Origin of the sequence: Roseixanthobacter psychrophilus (genome assembly GCF_043195195.1) — a bacterium.
Lineage (GTDB): Bacteria > Pseudomonadota > Alphaproteobacteria > Rhizobiales > Xanthobacteraceae > NCEH01.
The window spans coordinates 1-20647 of record NZ_JBAFWT010000057.1 but is presented as its reverse complement, the minus strand read 5'-3'; the positions used below and the strand labels follow the sequence as shown (position 1 = coordinate 20647).

The following is a 20647-nucleotide window of genomic DNA, read 5'->3' as shown; positions in this document are numbered from 1 at the left end:
GAAGGATCTCGCCGCCGGCCAGCGCGCCGAGCAGCGTGTCGGGAATGATGTGCAGAATGGTGTCGATGACCGAGGTTTGCGCCGCCTGATGGCTGAAACCCGAGATCGCCTTGGCGTCGAGGGTGCTGGGATCCACGTTGAAGCCGGCGCCGGGCTTCATCACCTCCCCGACGATCAAGCCGAGGATCAAGGCGAAGGTCGACACCACCTCGAAATAGATCAGCGCCTTGCCGCCGACACGGCCGACCCGCTTCACATCCCCCATGGCCGCGATGCCCACCACCACGGTGCAGAACACCACGGGCGCAATGATCATCTTGACCAGCTTGATGAAGCCTTCCCCGAGCGGCCGCATCGCCTCGGCCGTATGGGGGAACAGCACGCCCAGCAGCACCCCGAACACAACCGCGAACAGCACCTGCACATAGAGGATCTTATAGAACGGCCGCCGCATCGGTATCTCCTGCCCGAACAGGGGGGTGCAGTTCGCACAGACTTTAATTGTCGCCCGGTCGCCCCCCGGCAGCCCGTTCGGCGTGGAGGATTAAACCAACGCCACCATCAATGGCAGCGTGATGACCGACTAAAGGACCGAGGCCGAAACCGGCGTCGTCGCCATCTCCGTGTCGCCGCCGTGGCGGGTGGCATAGGCCACGGCGAGGGGCGAAGCCGGCATGGTTTCGAGATGGCCCGTCGCACCGCCTCCGATGCCCCCCGCGCCGAATGCCGGCGACTTCTGGCATTGAAACGAGACGCGATACAACAGGTATTCCAGGGTTGGGTTCGCCACCCCGCCCCAGAAAATAAAAAAGGGCGGCCGAAGCCGCCCTTGTCCCTGGTGTACGGGGATTGCGCAGACGATACGTCCGCCGCTCAGGCCGCCACCTGCTTCGGCCGCACCGCGGTGGTGTAGGCATCCATCAGCTGATGGGTGATGCCGCTCGGCGCAAAGCGCCATTCGGCGATCTCGCCCACCGGTGTGACCTCGGCGGCAGTGCCGGTGATGAAGCATTCCGAGAACTCGGCGAGTTCCTCCGGCTTGATCGCCCGTTCCACCACTTCGATGCCGTGGCTCTTCGCCAGGCCGATGACGGTGCGGCGGGTGATGCCGTCCAGGAAGCAGTCGGGTTTCGGGGTGTGGATGACGCCGTCCTTCACGAAGAAGATGTTGGCGCCGGTGCATTCCGCCACCAGGCCGCGATAATCCAGCATCAGCGCATCGGCGAAGCCGCGCCGCTCCGCCTTGTGCTTGGAGATGGTGCAGATCATGTACAGGCCCGAAGCCTTGGCGCGGCAGGGGATGGTGGCGGGATCGGGACGGCGGAATTCCGCCAGATCCAGCCGCAGGCCCTTCTGGCGCTGCTCGGGGTCGAAATAGCTCGGCCATTCCCAGCAGGCGATGGCGAGATGGATGGTGTTGGACTGCGCCGAAACGCCCATCATCTCGCTGCCGCGCCACGCCACCGGGCGCACATAGGCGTCCACGAGGCCGTTCTTTTCCAGCGTCAGGCGCTTGGCGGCATCGATGTCGGGGATGGAATAGGGGATGGTGAAGTCCAGCATCTCGGCCGAGAGGCGCAGGCGCTCGGAATGCTCCGAGCTCTTGAAAATCTCGCCGCCATACGCGCGCTCGCCTTCGAACACGCAACTGGCATAATGCAGACCATGGGAGAGTACGTGAATCTTCGCGTCCGCCCAGGGCACCAGGACCCCGTCGAACCAGATCCAACCGTCGCGTTTGTCGAAAGGCTCTCCACCACTCATGGTCTTAACTCCTGATCCGGCCGCGTCTTGAAGACGGCCTTCGCCTCCCGGTGACGACCGCCCTTTGCAGCCGTGCCCGGTACGGATATTTTCACGCCTGAACATATGGGTGCAGGCTGAGTAAGGCGCAACGATCGAACTCCAGATGGGGTATTGGAGACCGATCCTTTCGCGACCGCAAGCCTGTGAGTAATGATCGGACCGAAAAAAGTCAACATGGCTGACATAAATCCCATTCTTTCCGACACCGAAGCGCCCGAGCGCGAGCCGAACGGACTTGCGCCCGAGGCCGAGCCCCTGGTCGAGCTGATCGAACTTTTCTTCTTCGCTTACAGGGACTTCGTCGGCGACCCGGATGCCATCCTGGCGCCGCTCGGGTTCGGGCGCGCGCATCACCGCGTGCTGCACTTCGTCAATCGCCACCCTGGTATGCGCGTGACGGACCTGCTGGACATCCTGCGCATCACCAAGCAGAGCCTCGGCCGAGTGTTGCGCGAGCTGGTGGACGAGGGGTTCGTCGAGAGCCGCGCCGGCGCCTCCGACCGGCGCCAGCGCCTGCTGTTTCCCACCCTCAAGGGGCAGGCGCTGGCGCGCGAGTTCATCGCCTTGCAGAGCCAGAGGATCGCCCTCGCGCTGCAGGAATGCGGCCCGGGCGCAAGCGAGGCGGCGCAGCGCTTTCTTGTGGCCATGATCGACCCCGAAGATCGCGCCGAGGTGGAACGGCTGATTCAGCGCGCCGCGCCCACCGCCCGCGCGCGACCAGCCTGAAGGCCACGACATGACCGAACTGACGCCCCCCCGCCCCGCCCCGCCCGCCCTCGCGGACGATGCCCCCCATCTGCTGGTGGTGGACGACGACAACCGCATCCGCACCCTGCTCCAGCGCTTCCTCAGCGAGCATGGCTATCGCGTCACCACCGCCGCCTCGGCACTGGAGGCGCGCGGTCGCCTGGAGGGGCTGGAATTCGACCTGCTGGTGCTCGATGTCATGATGCCGGGAGAATCCGGGCTCGACTTCGCGCGCGCCCTGCGCACCACCTCGGCGGTGCCGATCCTCATGCTGACCGCGCGCTCCGAGATCAACGACCGCATCGTCGGGCTGGAGGCGGGCGTCGACGATTACCTCGGCAAGCCGTTCGAGCCGCGCGAATTGCTGCTGCGGGTCGGCTCGATCCTCAAGCGCGCCACGCCGGCGCCGCAGAAGGCCATTGAAGAGGTGCGCTTCGGCGAGTTCAGCTTCCATCTTGGGCGCGGTGAATTGAGCCGGGGCGGCGACATCCTGCGCATCACCGAGCGCGAGCGCGACATGCTGCGCGCCCTCTCGGAAAGCCCGGGCGAGACCGTGCCCCGCATGGCGCTGGCCGGCAACGGGGCGGCCAGCGAGCGCGCCGTGGACGTGCAGGTGAACCGGCTGCGCCGCAAGGTGGAGCGCGATCCCGCCAACCCGACCTATGTGCAGACGGTGCGGGGCATCGGCTATCGGCTGGTCGTCACCCCATGAGCGTCCGGGGCGAGAGCAAGCCGGCGGCGCACCGCACCGGACTGGAGGCGACCCGCGCCGCCCTGCGCAGCGCCGCGAACCGGATCGGCTATGCCAACGCCAGGTTCGGCGCCTGGTTCAACCGGGTGACGCCGAAGGGTCTCTATCCCCGCTCGCTGCTGATCATCGTCATTCCCATGGTGATCCTGCAGTCGGTGGTGGCGTTCGTGTTCATGGAGCGCCATTACAACACCGTAACGCGCCGCCTCTCGGCCGCCGTCAGCCAGGATATCGCCGCCGTGGTGGCGCTCTATGCCGCCTATCCCCAGGACAAGGACGCGACGATCCTGCGCCGGATCGCCTGGCAGAATCTCGAACTCACGCTCGACATCCTTCCCCCCGACCCCCTGCCCGAGCCAGGACCGCAGCCGTTCTTCTCGATTCTCGACAGCGCCCTCTCGCGCGAGATCGGCCGGCGCATCTCCGAACCCTATTGGATCGACACGGTGGGCCGTTCCAACCTGATCGAGGTGCGGGTGAAGATGCCGGACGCGGTGCTGCGCATCTTCGCCCGGCGCGGCTCGGCCTATGCCTCCAATTCCCACATCTTCCTGCTCTGGATGGTGGGCACCTCGCTGGTGCTTCTGGCGGTGGCTATCCTGTTCCTGCGCAACCAGATCCGCCCGATCGAAAATCTCGCCGACGCCGCCGAGGCGTTCGGCAAGGGACGCGACGTCGAGAATTTCCGCCCCCGCGGCGCCCGCGAAGTGCGGCGGGCGGCGGTGGCGTTTTTGGAGATGAAGCGGCGCATTGAGCGGCAGATCGAGCAGCGCACCACCATGCTGGCCGGCGTCTCCCACGACATGCGCACCATCCTCACCCGCTTCCGCCTGGAGCTTGCCTTCCTCGGCGAGGGGCCGGAGGTGGAGGCGCTGCGCAAGGATGTGGACGAACTCCAAGGCATGCTCGAAGCCTATCTCGCCTTCGCCCGCGGCGATCCGGGCGAACAGGCCGCACTCACCGACATGGGGCAGGTGATCGAGGACCTGCGGGCCAATGCGGAACGTAACGGCGCCATCGCCCGCGCCAGCTTCATGGGGCCGCCCTTGGTGCAGGTGAAGGCGGATTCGCTCAAGCGCTGCATCGGCAATCTGGTCGGCAATGCGGTGCGCTATGCCCGCACGGTGGAGATTTCCGCCACTCGCGACGCCCGCTGGCTGAGCGTGAACGTGGACGACGACGGCTCGGGCATTCCCCCGGAGAAGCGCGACGAGGTGTTCCGCCCGTTCCTGCGGCTCGACGACGCGCGTAACCAGGATGCCGGCGGCTCCGGGCTCGGCCTGTCCATCGCCCGCGACATCGCCCGCACCCACGGCGGCGACATCATCCTCGGCGACAGCCCGCTCGGCGGATTGCGCGCCACCGTACGACTGCCGGTTTAATGCCAAAGGCCCTGATGCGCTTGAGCTCAGGGCCTGTTTGAAAATTCAGAAAAAGAGGGTCTGCGCGATCCCTTATCGTCTTGCCCGGCCTTGTGCCTGCTCTCCACGCCGAACCGCTTGACGCACCCTGTGAGTATTGGTCCTGGCCTCGCCGCGTGGACGGTCGAGACGCGCCCGGCCACCACGTTCCGAAAAGCGCCGATCGCCCCTCTCCCCGCCGGGGAGAGGGGGCCAAGACCGGTTTCTCGACGCCCGCCCCCTCACCCGCCCGCTGCGCGGCCGACCTCTCCCCCTGGGGAGAGGCGCATTTTCAAACAGTCTCTTAGCCCTTTTGATCCGGTCAATAACGGGGCTATGGTGTAAGTTATCCCTGGGGAACTAAGGCCCGACCTTCGGCCCGCGCGGAAACGTGCATAATATCAGCGTGGGGCGTTGAGAGTCTGAAGGGTGCGTCCATGCACCTGCCAGGTTGCGCCGGTTCCGGTCTTGGTGGTGGAGTGCGTGATGGAGCCGACGATCCCTCCCGATACCGAACCGGATACGGGCCCGAACAACATCTTCACCACGCCCAAGGGTGGGCTTTACGGCGGCCCGTTCGATTCTTCCGCGCTCGATCCCAATGTGCGGGCGGTGCTGATGGATTACCGGTGGACCACCGTGTTCGACGGGGCCACGGCCGCCACGACCATCCCCTATTCCTTCCCGACGTCCGAAGCCGATTATACCGTCGTCCCCGGATATCCCGACCCGGTCACCGGGTTCGGCGCGCTGACGGCCATCCAGAAGGATGCGGTGCGCACGGGATTCGCCCTGGTCTCCTCCTACACCCAACTGACGTTCGTGGAGGTCGCCTCCGGCCTTGCGAGCGACGCCACCTTTCGCTTCGCCCGCTATGCCGACAGCGGATCCCATTCCAACTTCCCGTCGAATTCCGGCAGCCCCTATGCCCCCAATGACAGCCGCAGTGCCGGCGACACCTTCCTGGGGACGAACGGCAACACGCCGGCGGTCTATTTCGGCACCGACGAATTCCTCACCATCATCCACGAGATGGGGCACGCCTTCGGCCTGAAGCACGGACATGATCCCGCTTACAACGGCATGCTCGCGCCCGAGGTGAACGACACCGAATTCTCGGTGATGACCTATGCGAGCTATCTCGGCGCCGACACCCGCGGCGCCACCGCCGCCTGGGCGGGCTCCGCGCCGCAGAGCTACATGATGTACGACATCGCGGCGCTGCAGGCGCTGTACGGTGCCAATTTCAGCGCCGTCGGCACGCGCGCGACCTATCGATGGGACCCCGTCACCGGCCAGCAATTCATCAACGACGCGCCGGCCCCCGGGATCGCCCCGACCGCGACCGGCAAGATCATCTCGACGGTGTGGACCGCCGGCGCCACCACCACCTACGATCTCTCCGCCTTCAATGAGGATCAGGTGGACGATTTGCGCGCCGGGCAATGGCTCACCTTCTCGCGCACCCAGATCGCCGATCTCAACAGCGAGGCGGCGCCCGGCACGGCGCAATTCCAGGCCAAGGGTAACATCTACAACACCCTGCTCTACAACGGGGATACCCGCTCGCTGGTGAGCAATCTGATCACCGGCAACGGCAATGACGTCATCACCGGCAACGAGCTGGACAATTCCATCACCACGAACGGCGGCACCGACACCATCTTCGTCGGCGGCGGAAACAACATCGTCAGCGCGGGCGGTGGGGCGGATCTGATCCATTTCGGCACTGGCCAGGACCTGCTGCGCGACCTGCTCGCGGACCTGAACGGGGATCTGGTGACGGGCTTCACGCGCTCCGGCCAGGTGGATATCGAGGGCGCGCTGGTCGATCGCGGCGGCCTTCAGGTGACCCTGGGCGCCGGGGTGGCGACGCTGGGCGCCGGCGGGGTCTCGTTCCAGCTCGAAGGCGATTTCTCCGGCGGCGATTTCATGGCTTCAGCCCGAGGCGTCGGCACCGCAGCGCATACCAGCCTCAGCTTCGTGAACTTCCTGCCGAGCCTGGCCGAAGGGGTCAGTGTCGCCCCCGCGCTGGTGAATGGCGTCGCCAATGCCCCGTTCCTGACCGGCGATGGGGTGACGGGATTTACCGTGGAGGTCACGGCCGCCGTGTCCTCCTACGCCAACATGCTCGGCTATTATACCGTTGAGGTGAACGGCACGATCTCCGACGTGCACCTGCTGGCGCAGGATACGCTGGCCGCCATCGGCCAGACCATCGCCCTCGACACGCCCGGCGACGGCGAGCACGTGGGCTTCTTCCTGGTGCAGAACGGGTTTTCGCTTTACGGCGCGCTGCCCGACGACCTCACCTTCCACGCCTCCGGTTCCGACGCTTTGGCCACCGTCGATGCCGGCGGCGAGCTTCTGCTCTACAGCTCTTCGCGCGGGGCGCTATCGGCGGCGCCGGTGTTCCATTCCTTCGCCAACCTCAATCCCGACGACGCGACCCAGGTGCTTTCCGGCGTCGGCGCGGACGGGCAGGAATTGCAGATCGGCTTCGAGGATCTCTTCGGCACCGCGAGCGACAATGACTTTCAGGACGTGATTATCGGCGTTATGACCTCGTCCCACGATTTCCTGCTGGCCTGAGGCAGGCGCTACGCCGCGCCTGAACGTCTCGCACCCCCTTCGCCCTGCACGGCAATCACCGCCGCAAAACGCAAAAGGCCGCCCCGAGGGGCGGCCTTTCGTGTCTTGAGTTGAAGGCGTGAGCGCCGCGCGGATCACTCCGCGGCGTCGGCGGGGCCTTCCACCAGGGAGTGACCATCGCTCTGCTCGCGGGTGGCGACGATGAGGTCGTCGCGGGAGTTCGCGACCGCCCGCAGCTTCGCCATCTGCGCGCCGGTGCCCGCCGGGATGAGCCGGCCGACGATGACGTTTTCCTTCAGGCCGTCGAGCGGATCCACCTTGCCGTTGACCGCCGCTTCCGTGAGGACGCGGGTGGTCTCCTGGAACGAGGCCGCCGAGAAGAACGAGCGGGTTTGCAAGCTCGCCTTGGTGATGCCGAGCAGCACCGGATGCCCGGTCGCCGGCTTCTTGCCTTCGGCAATGGCCCGCTCGTTGGCTTCCGCGAAGTCGATCCGGTCAACCTGCTCGTTGTCGAGGAACTCGGTCTCGCCGGAATCGTCCACTTCCACCTTCTGGAGCATGTTGCGGACGATGACTTCGATGTGCTTGTCGTTGATGTTCACGCCCTGGAGCCGGTAGACCTCCTGGATTTCGTTGACGAGGAAGGCCGCAAGCTCTTCCACGCCCTTGATCGCCAGAATGTCGTGCGGCGCCGGGTTGCCGTCCACCAGGAAGTCGCCCTTCTCCACCACGTCGCCGTCCTGGAGATGGATGTGCTTGCCCTTCGGGATCAGGTACTCGACCGGATCCCCGCCGTCCTGCGGCTCGATGATCAGGCGGCGCTTGTTCTTGTAGTCGCGGCCGAAGCGGATGGTGCCGCTGACTTCCGCGATGATCGCCGCGTCCTTGGGACGCCGCGCCTCGAACAATTCCGCAACGCGCGGCAGACCGCCCGTGATGTCGCGGGTCTTGGCGCTCTCCATCGGCACGCGGGCGACGACGTCGCCGGCGCGGATGGTGTTGCCGGGATCCACCGAGATAATGGCTTCCACCGGCAGCGAATAGCGCGCCTCGCCGCCACGGGCGAGCTTGAGGATCTTGCCGTCCTTCCCCTTGATGAGGATGGCCGGGCGAAGCTCCGAGCCGCGTCCGACGCGGCTGTCGGTGACGACACGCTTGGCGATGCCGGTCGCCTCGTCGATGGCCTCGTTCATGGAGGCGCCTTCGACCAGATCCTCGAACGCCACCGTGCCCTCGACCTCGGTCAGGATGGGACGGGTATAGGGGTCCCATTCCGCGATGCGCTGGCCGCGCTTCATGATGTCGCCCTCGTCCACCTTGAGGCGCGAGCCGTACTGAATGCGGTGAACCGCACGCTCGGAGCCGTCCTGGTCGACGATCACCACCGCAAGGTTACGCACCATGACGATGAGGTCGCCTTCCGAGTTCCGCGCCACGTTGCGGTTGCGGACCTTGACGGTGCCCTCGAAGTTGCTTTCCACGAAGGAGGAGTCCGCGAGCTGCGCGGCGCCGCCGATGTGGAAGGTACGCATGGTGAGCTGGGTGCCCGGCTCGCCGATGGACTGGGCGGCGATGACGCCCACCGCCTCGCCCATGTTGACCGGCGTGCCGCGGGCCAGATCGCGCCCGTAGCAGGTGCCGCACACGCCGTTGCGGGTCTCGCAGGTCAGCACCGAGCGGATCTTGATCTCTTGGATGCCGGACTTGTTGATCCGATCAATGTGCCATTCCTGGATCATCTCGCCCTTGGGCACGATGACGGTGCCGGTCGCCAGCTCCACCACGTCTTCCACGGCGGTACGGCCGAGCACACGCGAGGAGAGCGAGGCAACGACCTGGCCGCTATCCACGATGGCGCGCATGTGGATGCCGTTTTCGCTGTGGCAATCCACTTCCGTGATGATCGAATCCTGCGCCACGTCCACGAGGCGGCGGGTGAGGTAACCCGAGTTCGCCGTCTTGAGCGCGGTGTCGGCGAGGCCCTTACGTGCGCCGTGGGTGGAGTTGAAGTACTCCATCACGGTCAGGCCTTCTTTAAAGTTCGAGATGATCGGGCTCTCGATGATCTCGCCCGATGGCTTGGCCATGAGGCCGCGCATGCCGGCAAGCTGCTTCATCTGGGCCGGCGACCCACGCGCCCCGGAGTGGGACATCATGTAGATCGAGTTGATCTGACGGTCGCGCCCGGTCTTGGGATCCTTACGGACCGCCGAGATTTCCTTCATCATCTCGTCGGCGATGCGATCGGTGCACTTGCCCCACGCATCGACGACCTTGTTGTACTTTTCGCCCTGGGTGATCAGGCCGTCATTGTACTGCTGCTCGTATTCCTTGGTGAGGGCGCGGGTCTCCTCCACCAATTCCCACTTCTTCTTCGGCACGACCATGTCGTCCTTGCCGAAGGAGATGCCAGCGCGGAATGCATTGTAGAAGCCGAGCGACATGATCTTGTCGCAGAAGATCACGCTCTCCTTCTGCCCACAGTGACGGTACACCGTGTCGATCATGTTGGAGATTTCCTTCTTCGTCATACCCTTATTGACGACGTCGAAGGGAACCTTGGGGTGCTTGGGCAGCAATTCGCCGATCTTCATGCGACCAGGGGTGGTCTCATAGATCTTGGACATGCGCTTGCCATCGACATCCACACCCACATACCGGCCCTTGACCTTGGTATGCAGGGTGATCGCCTTGGCGGCCAGCGCATGGTCGATCTCGCCCATGTCCGCGAACATCATGCCCTCGCCGGGCTCGTTGTCGCGCATCAGGGAGAGGTAATAGAGGCCGAGAACGATATCCTGCGACGGCACGATGATCGGCTGGCCGTTCGCGGGATGCAGGATGTTGTTGGTGGACATCATGAGCACGCGCGCTTCCAGCTGGGCTTCCAGCGAAAGGGGAACGTGCACGGCCATCTGGTCGCCGTCGAAGTCCGCGTTGAAGGCCGAGCAGACCAGCGGGTGAAGCTGGATCGCCTTGCCTTCGATCAACACCGGCTCGAACGCCTGGATGCCGAGGCGGTGAAGCGTCGGGGCGCGGTTGAGCATCACGGGATGCTCGCGGATCACCTCGTCGAGGATGTCCCAAACCTCGGGACGCTCCTTCTCCACCAGCTTCTTCGCCTGCTTGACGGTGGCCGAATGGCCCTTGGCGTCGAGGCGGGCGTAGATGAAGGGCTTGAACAGCTCCAGCGCCATCTTCTTGGGCAGGCCGCACTGATGCAGCTTCAGCTCCGGACCCACCACGATGACCGAACGGCCGGAATAATCGACGCGCTTGCCGAGCAGGTTCTGGCGGAACCGGCCCTGCTTGCCCTTCAGCATGTCGGCGAGCGACTTCAGCGGCCGCTTGTTGGCGCCCGTGATGACGCGGCCGCGACGGCCGTTGTCGAACAGCGCATCCACCGCTTCCTGAAGCATGCGCTTCTCGTTGCGGATGATGATGTCCGGCGCGCGAAGCTCGATCAGGCGCTTCAGGCGGTTGTTGCGGTTGATAACGCGGCGATAGAGATCGTTCAGGTCGGAGGTCGCGAACCGGCCGCCGTCCAGGGGAACGAGCGGGCGCAGGTCCGGCGGGATCACCGGCACATGGGTCAGGATCATCCATTCCGGCTTGTTGCCGGAGAGCTGGAAGGCCTCGACGATCTTCAGGCGCTTGGCGAGCTTCTTGGGCTTCAGCTCGGTGGTGCTCTCGGCGATCTCGACGCGCAGGTCGGCGGCGATCTTGTCTAGATCCATGGAGCGCAGCAGTTCGCGGATGGCTTCCGCGCCGATCATGGCGGTGAAGCTGTCATCCCCATACTCGTCCTGGGCGCGCAGATAATCGTCCTCGGAGAGGAGCTGACGATACTTCAGCGGCGTCAGGCCGGGCTCCAGCACGACGAAATATTCGAAGTACAGGATGCGCTCCAGGTCCTTCAGCGTCATGTCGAGCAGCAGGCCGATGCGGCTCGGGAGCGACTTCAGGAACCAGATGTGGGCGACGGGCGCGGCCAGTTCGATATGGCCCATGCGCTCGCGCCGCACCCGCGAGAGCGTGACTTCCACGCCGCACTTCTCGCAGATGATGCCCTTGTACTTCATGCGCTTGTACTTGCCGCACAGGCACTCATAGTCCTTGATGGGACCGAAGATGCGCGCGCAGAACAAGCCGTCACGCTCGGGCTTGAACGTACGGTAGTTGATGGTTTCCGGCTTCTTGATCTCGCCGTAGGACCACGACGCGATCTTGTCCGGGCTCGCGATCGAGATCTTGATCTGATCAAAGGTCGGAGCCGGGGTCGCCGGGTTGAAGAGATTCATCACCTCTTGATTCATGACCGTCTCCTTCGGCTCGGCCGCTCACCCCGGATGAAGTGTGATGGGGTTTCGACCGGAAAATACAGGATCTTATCGGCAGGACTGCGAGGGCGCGGCGCGCCCTCGCCTTCCGACAGGCGCGGCCTCATTCGGCCGCGGGCAGATTTTCGCGGGTGCCAGGGCTGACGTTGCGCCCGGTCTTGGAATTCACCAGCTCGACGTTGAGGCCCAGCGAGCGCATTTCCTTCACGAGCACGTTGAAGCTCTCGGGAATGCCGCTCTCGAAGGAATCTTCGCCGCGCACGATGGATTCATAGACCTTGGTGCGGCCGGCCACGTCGTCCGACTTCACCGTCAGCATCTCCTGGAGCGTGTAGGCCGCGCCATAAGCTTCGAGCGCCCACACTTCCATTTCGCCGAAGCGCTGGCCACCGAACTGCGCCTTGCCGCCCAGCGGCTGCTGGGTCACGAGCGAGTAGGGGCCGATCGACCGCGCGTGGATCTTGTCGTCCACAAGATGGTGCAGCTTCAGCATATAGATGTAGCCGACCGTGACCTTACGATCGAACGGCTCGCCCGTGCGCCCGTCGAACAAGGTCGACTGGCCGGAGCGGTCGAGGCCCGCCTTCTCCAACTGGGTCTCGATATCGGCTTCATGGGCGCCGTCGAACACCGGCGTCGCCATCGGCACGCCCTTGCGCAGGTTCTCGCCCAGCTCCAGCACCTGCCCCTCATCGAGAACGGTGATGTCGTCGGGTCCGTAGATGCTCTCAAGGGTCGCCCGCACCGGGGCGAGGTCCTTCTTGCCGTAATAGGCATCCATCGCGGCCGCCACCTGCCGGCCGAGGCCCGCGCAGGCCCAACCGAGATGGGTTTCCAGAATCTGGCCGACGTTCATGCGGCTCGGCACACCCAGCGGGTTGAGCACGATGTCCACATTGGTTCCGTCTTCCAGGAACGGCATGTCTTCCACCGGCACGATGCGCGAGACCACGCCCTTGTTGCCATGGCGTCCGGCCATCTTGTCGCCGGGCTGGATCTTGCGCTTCACCGCGACGAAGACCTTGACCATCTTCATCACGCCGGGGGGCAGCTCATCGCCGCGCTGCAGCTTCTCGACCTTGTCCAGGAAGCGCTGTTCCAGCCGCTTCTTGGACTCGTCGTACTGGGCGCGAATGGCTTCGATCTCGGCCATCAGCGCGTCGTCGGCGATGGCGAACAACCACCATTGCGAACGCGGATACTCGGTGAGCGCCGAACGGGTGATCTCGGAGTCCTTCTTGAACCCCTTCGGCCCGGCGATCGCCACCTTGCCGTCGAGCAGCTCGATGAGACGGCCGTAGACGTTACGATCCAAGATCGCCTGCTCATCGTCGCGGTCCTTGGCGAGACGCTCGATCTCTTCCCGCTCGATGGCCAGCGCACGCTCGTCCTTGTCGACGCCGTGGCGGTTGAACACGCGCACTTCCACGATCGTCCCTGTCGTGCCGGGGGGCAGACGCAGGGAGGTGTCGCGGACGTCAGCGGCCTTCTCGCCGAAGATGGCGCGCAGGAGCTTTTCTTCCGGCGTCATCGGGCTTTCGCCCTTGGGGGTGATCTTGCCCACCAGGATGTCGCCGGCGCGCACTTCCGCGCCGATATAGACGATGCCGGCCTCATCGAGATTCTTCAGCGCCTCTTCCGAGACGTTGGGAATGTCGCGGGTGATTTCCTCGGGGCCGAGCTTCGTGTCACGGGCCATGGCCTCGAATTCCTCGATATGGATCGAGGTGAACACGTCTTCCTTGACGATGTTCTCCGAGAGCAGGATCGAATCTTCGAAGTTGTAGCCATTCCACGGCATGAACGCGACCAGCACGTTCCGGCCCAGCGCCAGCTCGCCCAGCTCCGTGGACGGACCGTCGGCGATGATGTCGCCCTTCCTCACCTGATCGCCCACGCGCACCAGCGGACGCTGGTTGATGCAGGTCGACTGGTTGGAACGCTGGAACTTCATGAGGCGGTAGATATCGACGCCCGACTTGGAGGGGTCGCTCTCTTCCGTCGCGCGGATAACGATACGGGTGGCGTCCACCTGATCGATCACGCCGGTGCGGCGGGCGGCGATGGCGGCGCCGGAATCCCGGGCCACGACCGCTTCCATGCCGGTGCCGACCAGCGGCGCCTGGGAGCGGACCAGAGGCACCGCCTGACGCTGCATGTTCGAGCCCATCAGCGCGCGGTTCGCGTCATCGTTCTCAAGGAACGGGATGAGCGCGGCGGCGACCGACACCAATTGCTTGGGCGACACGTCCATGAAGTCGACGCGGTCGGGAGAGACCAGCAGCACGTCGCCGGCATGGCGGCAGACGATCAGGTCTTCCTCGAACCGGCCATTGGCGTCGAGCGGAATGTTGGCCTGCGCGACGTGGTACTTCCCCTCCTCCATGGCGGAGAGATAGACCACCTCGTCGGTCACATGACCGTCGGTGACGCGGCGATACGGCGCCTCGATGAAGCCGTACTTGTTGACACGCGCGAAGGTCGCCAGAGAGTTGATCAGGCCGATGTTCGGGCCTTCCGGCGTCTCAATCGGGCAGATGCGGCCGTAATGGGTCGGATGCACGTCGCGGACTTCGAAGCCGGCGCGCTCGCGGGTCAGACCGCCCGGGCCAAGCGCCGAGAGGCGGCGCTTGTGGGTGATCTCGCTGAGCGGGTTGGTCTGGTCCATGAACTGCGAGAGCTGGGACGAGCCGAAGAACTCGCGCACCGCCGCCGCCACCGGCTTCGCATTGATCAGGTCCTGCGGCATCACGGTATCGATGTCGACCGACGACATGCGTTCCTTGATGGCGCGCTCCATGCGCAGCAGGCCGACGCGATACTGATTTTCCATCAGTTCGCCGACCGAGCGCACGCGACGATTGCCGAGATGGTCGATATCGTCGATCTCGCCCTTGCCGTCGCGCAATTCCACCAGCGTGCGGATGACCGCGAGGATGTCCTCGCGACGCAGGATGCGCACGGTGTCCTCGGCGTCGAGGTCGAGACGCATGTTCATCTTCACGCGGCCAACGGCCGAGAGGTCGTAGCGCTCGGAATCGAAGAACAGCGAATGGAACATGGCCTGGGCGCTGTCGACCGTCGGCGGCTCGCCGGGACGCATGACGCGATAGATGTCGAACAGCGCGTCCTCACGCGTGACGTTCTTGTCCACCGTCAGGGTGTTACGGATATAGGCGCCGGTGTTGACGTGGTCGATGTCGAGGATCGGGATATCGTTATAGCCCGCCTCTTCCAGCACCTTGAGCAGCTTCTCGGTGATTTCCTCGCCGGCCTCGGCATGGATCTCGCCGGAGCTCCCATTGACCAGATCTTCCGCGATGAACTGGCCGACCATCTCCTCATCGGAGATTTTCAGGGCCTTGAGGCCCTTCTCGGCGAGCTGGCGGGCGGCGCGCACGGTGAGCTTCTTGCCGGCTTCGACCACGACTTCGCCGGTGTCGGCGTCGATCAGGTCGGAAACCGCCTTGTAGCCCTTCATGCGCTTGGGATCGAACGGCATGCGCCAGCCGTCCTTGGCCCGCGAATACTGGATCTTCTCGTAGAAGGTATCGAGGATCTCTTCCGAATCGAGGCCGAGCGCATAGAGCAGGCTCGTCACCGGGATCTTGCGGCGACGGTCGATGCGGGCGTGCACGATGTCCTTGGCGTCGAACTCAATGTCGAGCCAGGAGCCGCGATAGGGGATGATACGGGCGGCGAACAGCAGCTTGCCCGAAGAATGGGTCTTGCCCTTGTCATGGTCGAAGAAGACGCCCGGCGAACGGTGCATCTGCGAGACGATGACGCGCTCCGTGCCGTTGACGATGAACGTGCCGTTCATGGTCATCAGCGGGATATCGCCAGTATAGACGTCCTGCTCCTTGATGTCCTTGACCGACTTGGCGCCGGTGTCGGGATCGACATCGAACACGATCAGACGCAGCGTCACCTTGAGCGGGGCAGCAAAGGTCATGCCGCGCTGGCGGCACTCGTCCACGTCGTACTTGGGCTGCTCGAACTCATACTTGACGAATTCCAGCATGGCCGCGCCGGAAAAGTCAGAGATGGGGAATACCGACTTGAACACCGCCTGCAGACCGTCGTCGACGCGCCCGCCCTTCGGCTCCTCGATCTGGAGGAACTGGTCGTAGGATGCCTTCTGAACCTCGATGAGGTTCGGCATCTGCGCGACTTCCTTGATCTTTCCGAAGAATTTGCGGATCCGCTTGCGACCGGTGAACGTTTGCGCCATCTCGATCCTCGTCCGTCCTGGCCTTGCACGGAACGCGCCCCACGAGGCACTCGCTCCGGCCCATAAGACCGCCATTGCACCCGGGATGAAGAGGTTGGGGGCCCGAGAGCCATTCCCCTTCACCTGCAACGGCTCGCCGGGTCGTCGCCGTGGGCGGCGACCGGGAGAACCGTCTTCACATTCCGTCCCTGCCGGCCCATGGGGCGACGGGACAGATGAGGCGGCCCCGGGAAACCCGGGGCCGCCTCGCGTTCAAAAGCTCACTTGAGCTCGACTTTGGCGCCAGCCTTTTCGAGCTGGGCCTTGAGCTTCTCGGCCTCGTCCTTGGAGATCCCTTCCTTGACAGGCTTGGGAGCGGCCTCGACGAGGTCCTTGGCTTCCTTGAGGCCCAGGCCGGTGATGGCGCGGACTTCCTTGATGACTTCGATCTTCTTGTCGCCGATGGCCGCGAGGACCACGGTGAACTCGGTCTGCTCTTCGACCGGGGCCGCAGCGGCGGTCGGAGCGGCCGCAACCGCAACGGCGGCAGCGGCGGAAACGCCCCACTTCTCTTCGAGGAGCTTCGCCAGCTCGGCGGCCTCGAGGACGGTGAGGGAGGACAGCTCGTCAACGAGCTTGGTCAGGTCAGCCATTGTCGTGTCTTCCTAAGATAGGTTCGAAAATCAGGTTTGCGAGATCCAACCGCCTCACGCGGCCTCGTCCTGCTTGGCATAGGCCCCGAACACGCGGGCAAGCTTTGCTGCCGGCGCGGTGGTGAGCTGGGCGATCTTGGTGGCCGGGGCCTGGATAAGCCCGACCAGCTTCGCACGCAGTTCATCCAGGGAGGGCATGGTGGCCAGAGCCTTCACACCATCCGGATTCAGGGCCGTCTTGCCCATCGCGCCGCCGAGGATAACGAACTTGTCGTTGGCCTTGGCAAACTCGACGGCAACCTTCGGCGCTGCCACGGGATCGCTCGAATAAGCGATCAGCGTGGGACCCTTCAGCAGGGTCGCCACGTGGGCAACGTCGGAGCCTTCCAGAGCGATTTTGGCGAGGCGGTTTTTAGCCACCTTCACGGTCGCACCGTTCTGCTTCATCTGCCGACGAAGTTTCGACAGCTGAGCTACGGTGAGGCCGGAATAGTGGGCCACCACGACGACCGAAGTGTTCTGAAACACTTCAGTAAGCGTCGTGACGAGCTGTTGTTTTTCCGCTCGATCCACGTCTGGCTCTCTTTAAGCCTGTGGTGGAACCGAAAGCCGGCTCCACCGGTTGCGCCTTGCCGCTCGTCCGCTTCCCGGAAACGTCAACACGGAGAGATATCCCGACGGGATAAATCCACATAAGACATGCCGGCCGCGCACGCGCGACGCTCACATGCCCTGTCCCCTCGGGAACCGGGTCACCGGCCACAAGGCACTGGTTCGAACCGATCTTGTTGCGACACGCGGGTGCGTATCACGCGAAATCCGGTCTTCCCCGTCTATGCTGGCGCTCCAAAGGACAGCCTCGGGCGAGGCGTCTGGCGAGGATTAAGCCATGCGAGCATGGCGCCTGCAGTCTCGGACAGGACTCTTGCCTCTCCGATTTCCCGGTTCGAAAACCGGCAGATCAGACAGGCAATGAGGCCGGGCGGGCGAACCCTCCCAGCCCCTCCACCCGTTTCGGGGTGGAAGCTTGGTCTATTAACGCCGCTACGTTTCCGCACCAGCGAAACATGCCATATAGAGCCTCGGGCGCGACTTGTCACGCCCTTTTCGCATTTTTTGCTTGACCGGCCGAAAATCCTGACACAGGCGGCTGCGTCGCGGCAGCCCATCGCGGCCAATAAAAAGGCCGGGCGCGAGCCCGGCCTCATTCGAAACGCGAGAGCGCTGATCAGGCGGTCAGCACGGTGGAGGGTTCCACCTTGATGCCGGGGCCCATGGTGGAGGACACGGCGACGCGCTGCACGTAGGTGCCCTTGGCGCCGGTCGGACGGGCCTTCACCACCGCGTCGACGAACGCGCGGATGTTCTCAGCCAGCTTGTCGGCCGGGAACGAGGCCTTGCCGATGCCGCCGTGGATGATGCCGGCCTTCTCGACGCGGAACTCCACCGCGCCGCCCTTGGCGGCAGCGACGGCAGCCTTCACGTCCATGGTCACGGTGCCAACCTTGGGGTTGGGCATCAGGCCGCGCGGGCCGAGGATCTTGCCGAGGCGGCCGACCAGCGGCATCAGGTCCGGAGTGGCGATGCAGCGATCGAAATCGATCGTGCCGCCCTGGATCTGCTCCAGCAGGTCTTCCGCACCGACGATGTCGGCGCCCGCCGCCTTAGCGTCGTCAGCCTTGGCGCCGCGGGCGAACACCGCCACGCGCACGGTCCGGCCCGAGCCGTTCGGCAGGTTGCACACGCCACGGACCATCTGGTCCGCATGACGCGGGTCCACGCCCAGGTTCAGCGCGACCTCAATGGTCTCGTCGAACTTGGCGGTGGTGCGCTCCTTGAGGAGCGTGAGGGCCTCATCGAGGCCATAGAGCTTCAGGCGGTCGATGCCTTCGTGAGCTGCGCGGATGCGCTTGCCTTGGTTCGCCATCGTGCTCACCCCTGAACCTGGAGGCCCATGGAGCGGGCCGAGCCTTCGATCATCTGAACGGCCGCTTCCACGGAATCGCAGTTCAGATCCTTCATCTTCTTCTCGGCGATCTCGGCGAGCTGGGCGCGCGTGACCTTGCCGACGAAGTTGCCCTTGCCGGGCGTCTTCGAGCCGGAGCCGGGCTTCTTCTTCGTCTCGAGGCCGGCGGCCTTCTTGAGGAAGTAGGAGATCGGCGGGGTCTTCAGTTCGAACGTGAAGGAGCGATCCTGATAGACGGTGATGACGACGGGGATGGGCATCCCCTTCTCTTCCTTCGCCGTCTGGGCGTTGAACGCCTTGCAGAATTCCATGATGTTCAGACCGCGCTGGCCGAGCGCGGGTCCGATGGGGGGCGCCGGATTGGCGCTGCCAGCCGCAACCTGCAGCTTGACGTAACCGGTGATTTTCTTCGCCATTTCAAACTCCCGTAACAAGGCCGAGGGTCGCGCGAGGCGGCTCGGGCCGGGGTGCGTGGTGCGGGTCGCAGGAGCGTTTGGCGAGACGCTCCGTCACCTCCCACGCTGGCCCCTCCCCGGAAGAAGAGGCCGAAAAACCCATCCGGCCCCGGATGTCGTCCGGAGCCGGATGGGAAGCGGGTCACATAATGGAATTATCGCGCCGGCGCAAGGCTGGCCGATCGCAAGCGCAAGCTGCGCTCAGACCTTCTCGACTTGGCCGAATTCCAGCTCCACCGGCGTGGCGCGGCCGAAGATGGAGACCGCGACCTTGAGGCGCGAACGCCCCTCGTCCACTTCTTCCACGATGCCGTTGAAGGAGGCGAACGGGCCGTCGGAGACCTTCACCGTCTCGCCGACCTCATAGCTGATGGAGGGCTTCGGCCGCTCAATGCCTTCCTGGACCTGCTGAAGGATGCGCATGGCCTCCTTCTCGGAGATCGGCATGGGCTTGTTGTCGGCACCGAGAAAGCCCGTGACCTTGGGCGTGTTCTTGATCAGATGGAACGCCTCGTCGGTGAGGTCCATCTTCACCAGCACGTAGCCTGGGAAGAACTTGCGCTCGGCGTCGACCTTCCGGCCGCGGCGCACTTCCACCACCTTCTCGGTTGGCACAAGGATCTGCTCGAACAGATCGGTCAGCCCGCGCTGATCGGCCTGCTCGCGGATCGAATCGGCGACCTTCTTCTCGAAGTTCGAATAGGCGTGAACGATGTACCACCGGTAGGACATGGGCGCTCTCAGTGGCCGAGGTTCAGGAGCAGGCTGACGCCGAAGCGGATCACCTGATCGGCGATAAGGAAGAAGACCGATGCGATCAACACCATCACGAACACCATGGCCGTGGTGATGAGGGTTTCGCGCCGGGTCGGCCAGGTGACCTTGCGGGTCTCGGTGCGGACCTGCTGAAAGAACTCGGTGGGGCTGATCTTCGCCATGTCGCCTCGGCATCGCTCAAGGCTTTCGCCCGCGCGGCACCTTCTCCTCGCTGGCGGCCGCCCGGGGCAGAGGCCCAGGGCCGACCGTTCCGAAACCATTCCCGCCCGGAGCCGGAGCGCCTTCGCGGATGTCGAACCGGGCTCTCCCGGCTTCGTGCCGCCGGCTTTCGCCGATCCGCACGCAATCATTCGTCTGTGGATCAGGAAATCCGCCGGCCTGCAAATCAAGCCGCGGTGTGTTTCCCGGTCCGTCCGGCTGCTCGCCTTCGCCGCGCCTGGCAGGAGTGGAGGGACTCGAACCCCCAACCCCCGGTTTTGGAGACCGGTGCTCTAACCAGTTGAGCTACACTCCTAGGCCCGCGCACGCGAGGGGTAAGCACCCCCGCGCCGGGAAAACGACCCAGCGCATCGGGGCCTTGTGTCTAGTCAGCGAAACGACATCTGTAAAGGGGCATGGCAGGCCCGCCGATCGACTATCCCCAAGGCGCACAGCTCGCGACCCCTCCGCTTGTGCCCTTGCGCTTCCGCCTCCTCACCTCCCCGGCTTCCCCCTCCCCCACCTTCCCCAGCAAACGGGAGAGAAGTGACGGGGGTCATTTTTGAGAACCTTAACCCCACAGACCGCGCTGTCCCCTCTCCCGCTTGCGGGGGAAGGTGAGGGAGGGGGAGAGCAAGCCAGGGCCTGTTAGCACCGCGCGATGATGCCAACCGCCCACGCAAACGAAAACGGGCCGGCTTTGCAGCCGGCCCGCTTCATTCCAGCGCCTTGCGGCGCGGGACCCTAGA

The 20647-nt window shown here is 64.6% G+C and carries 15 protein-coding genes and 1 tRNA gene; 4 read left to right on the top strand and 12 right to left on the bottom strand.

The annotated features are described in order from the left end of the window. From V5F77_RS26025 to V5F77_RS26015, 3 genes are all read right to left on the bottom strand, one after another. A partial coding sequence (locus V5F77_RS26025; RefSeq protein ID WP_429008036.1) for a cation:dicarboxylate symporter family transporter occupies positions 1-454 on the bottom strand: 454 nt, incomplete at its 3' end. Positions 455-583: 129 nt separating this feature from the next. Beyond that, on the bottom strand, positions 584-790 hold the full coding sequence (locus V5F77_RS26020) for a hypothetical protein (protein WP_429008035.1): 207 nt from the start codon (positions 788-790) through the stop codon (positions 584-586). An 83-nt stretch (positions 791-873) separates the two neighbouring features. Next, entirely contained in the window at positions 874-1764 is an 891-nt protein-coding gene (locus V5F77_RS26015; protein ID WP_429008034.1) for a branched-chain amino acid aminotransferase, read from the bottom strand. Positions 1765-1980: 216 nt separating this feature from the next. Here V5F77_RS26015 and V5F77_RS26010 point away from each other — a divergent pair, with 216 nt between their 5' ends. From V5F77_RS26010 to V5F77_RS25995, 4 genes are all read left to right on the top strand, one after another. Then, complete coding sequence (locus tag V5F77_RS26010; RefSeq protein WP_429008033.1) at positions 1981-2532, top strand: MarR family winged helix-turn-helix transcriptional regulator; 552 nt, start codon at positions 1981-1983, stop codon at positions 2530-2532. 10 nt (positions 2533-2542) lie between these two features. Beyond that, positions 2543-3265, top strand: coding sequence for a response regulator (locus V5F77_RS26005; RefSeq protein ID WP_429008032.1), 723 nt, complete (start codon positions 2543-2545; stop codon positions 3263-3265). Beyond that, positions 3262-4686 (top strand): ATP-binding protein, encoded by a 1425-nt coding sequence (locus V5F77_RS26000; RefSeq protein ID WP_429008031.1) that lies wholly within the window; start codon positions 3262-3264, stop codon positions 4684-4686. The genes V5F77_RS26005 and V5F77_RS26000 overlap by 4 nt, the downstream gene beginning before the upstream one ends. A 504-nt stretch (positions 4687-5190) precedes the next feature. Further along, positions 5191-7296, top strand: coding sequence for a DUF4114 domain-containing protein (locus tag V5F77_RS25995; RefSeq protein WP_429008030.1), 2106 nt, complete (start codon positions 5191-5193; stop codon positions 7294-7296). A 134-nt stretch (positions 7297-7430) separates the two neighbouring features. On the opposite strand, the gene rpoC is transcribed toward V5F77_RS25995, so the two are convergent. From rpoC to V5F77_RS25950, 9 genes are all read right to left on the bottom strand, one after another. Continuing rightward, positions 7431-11612 carry a DNA-directed RNA polymerase subunit beta' gene (rpoC, locus tag V5F77_RS25990; RefSeq protein ID WP_429008029.1) on the bottom strand — a complete coding sequence of 1394 codons (4182 nt, stop codon included), beginning with the start codon at positions 11610-11612 and terminating at the stop codon, positions 7431-7433. Positions 11613-11739: 127 nt separating this feature from the next. Beyond that, positions 11740-15870 (bottom strand): DNA-directed RNA polymerase subunit beta, encoded by a 4131-nt coding sequence (rpoB, locus tag V5F77_RS25985; RefSeq protein ID WP_429008028.1) that lies wholly within the window; start codon positions 15868-15870, stop codon positions 11740-11742. 260 nt (positions 15871-16130) lie between these two features. Continuing rightward, positions 16131-16502 (bottom strand): 50S ribosomal protein L7/L12, encoded by a 372-nt coding sequence (gene rplL / locus V5F77_RS25980; protein WP_429008027.1) that lies wholly within the window; start codon positions 16500-16502, stop codon positions 16131-16133. Between the two features lie 54 nt (positions 16503-16556). Next, the gene (gene rplJ, locus V5F77_RS25975; RefSeq protein WP_429008026.1) at positions 16557-17075 is read right to left on the bottom strand and encodes a 50S ribosomal protein L10; all 519 of its coding nucleotides are present in this window, start codon (positions 17073-17075) and stop codon (positions 16557-16559) included. Between the two features lie 655 nt (positions 17076-17730). Beyond that, positions 17731-18429 (bottom strand): 50S ribosomal protein L1, encoded by a 699-nt coding sequence (gene rplA, locus V5F77_RS25970; RefSeq protein WP_429008025.1) that lies wholly within the window; start codon positions 18427-18429, stop codon positions 17731-17733. A gap of 5 nt (positions 18430-18434) precedes the next feature. Then, positions 18435-18884, bottom strand: coding sequence for a 50S ribosomal protein L11 (gene rplK, locus V5F77_RS25965; RefSeq protein ID WP_394072239.1), 450 nt, complete (start codon positions 18882-18884; stop codon positions 18435-18437). 240 nt (positions 18885-19124) lie between these two features. Next, positions 19125-19655, bottom strand: coding sequence for a transcription termination/antitermination protein NusG (gene nusG / locus V5F77_RS25960; protein WP_429008024.1), 531 nt, complete (start codon positions 19653-19655; stop codon positions 19125-19127). An 8-nt stretch (positions 19656-19663) separates the two neighbouring features. Beyond that, positions 19664-19861, bottom strand: a complete 198-nt coding sequence (gene secE, locus V5F77_RS25955) for a preprotein translocase subunit SecE (protein WP_429008023.1) — start codon at positions 19859-19861, stop codon at positions 19664-19666. A 276-nt stretch (positions 19862-20137) separates the two neighbouring features. Beyond that, positions 20138-20214 (bottom strand) — tRNA-Trp (locus V5F77_RS25950). Positions 20215-20647 lie beyond the last annotated feature (433 nt).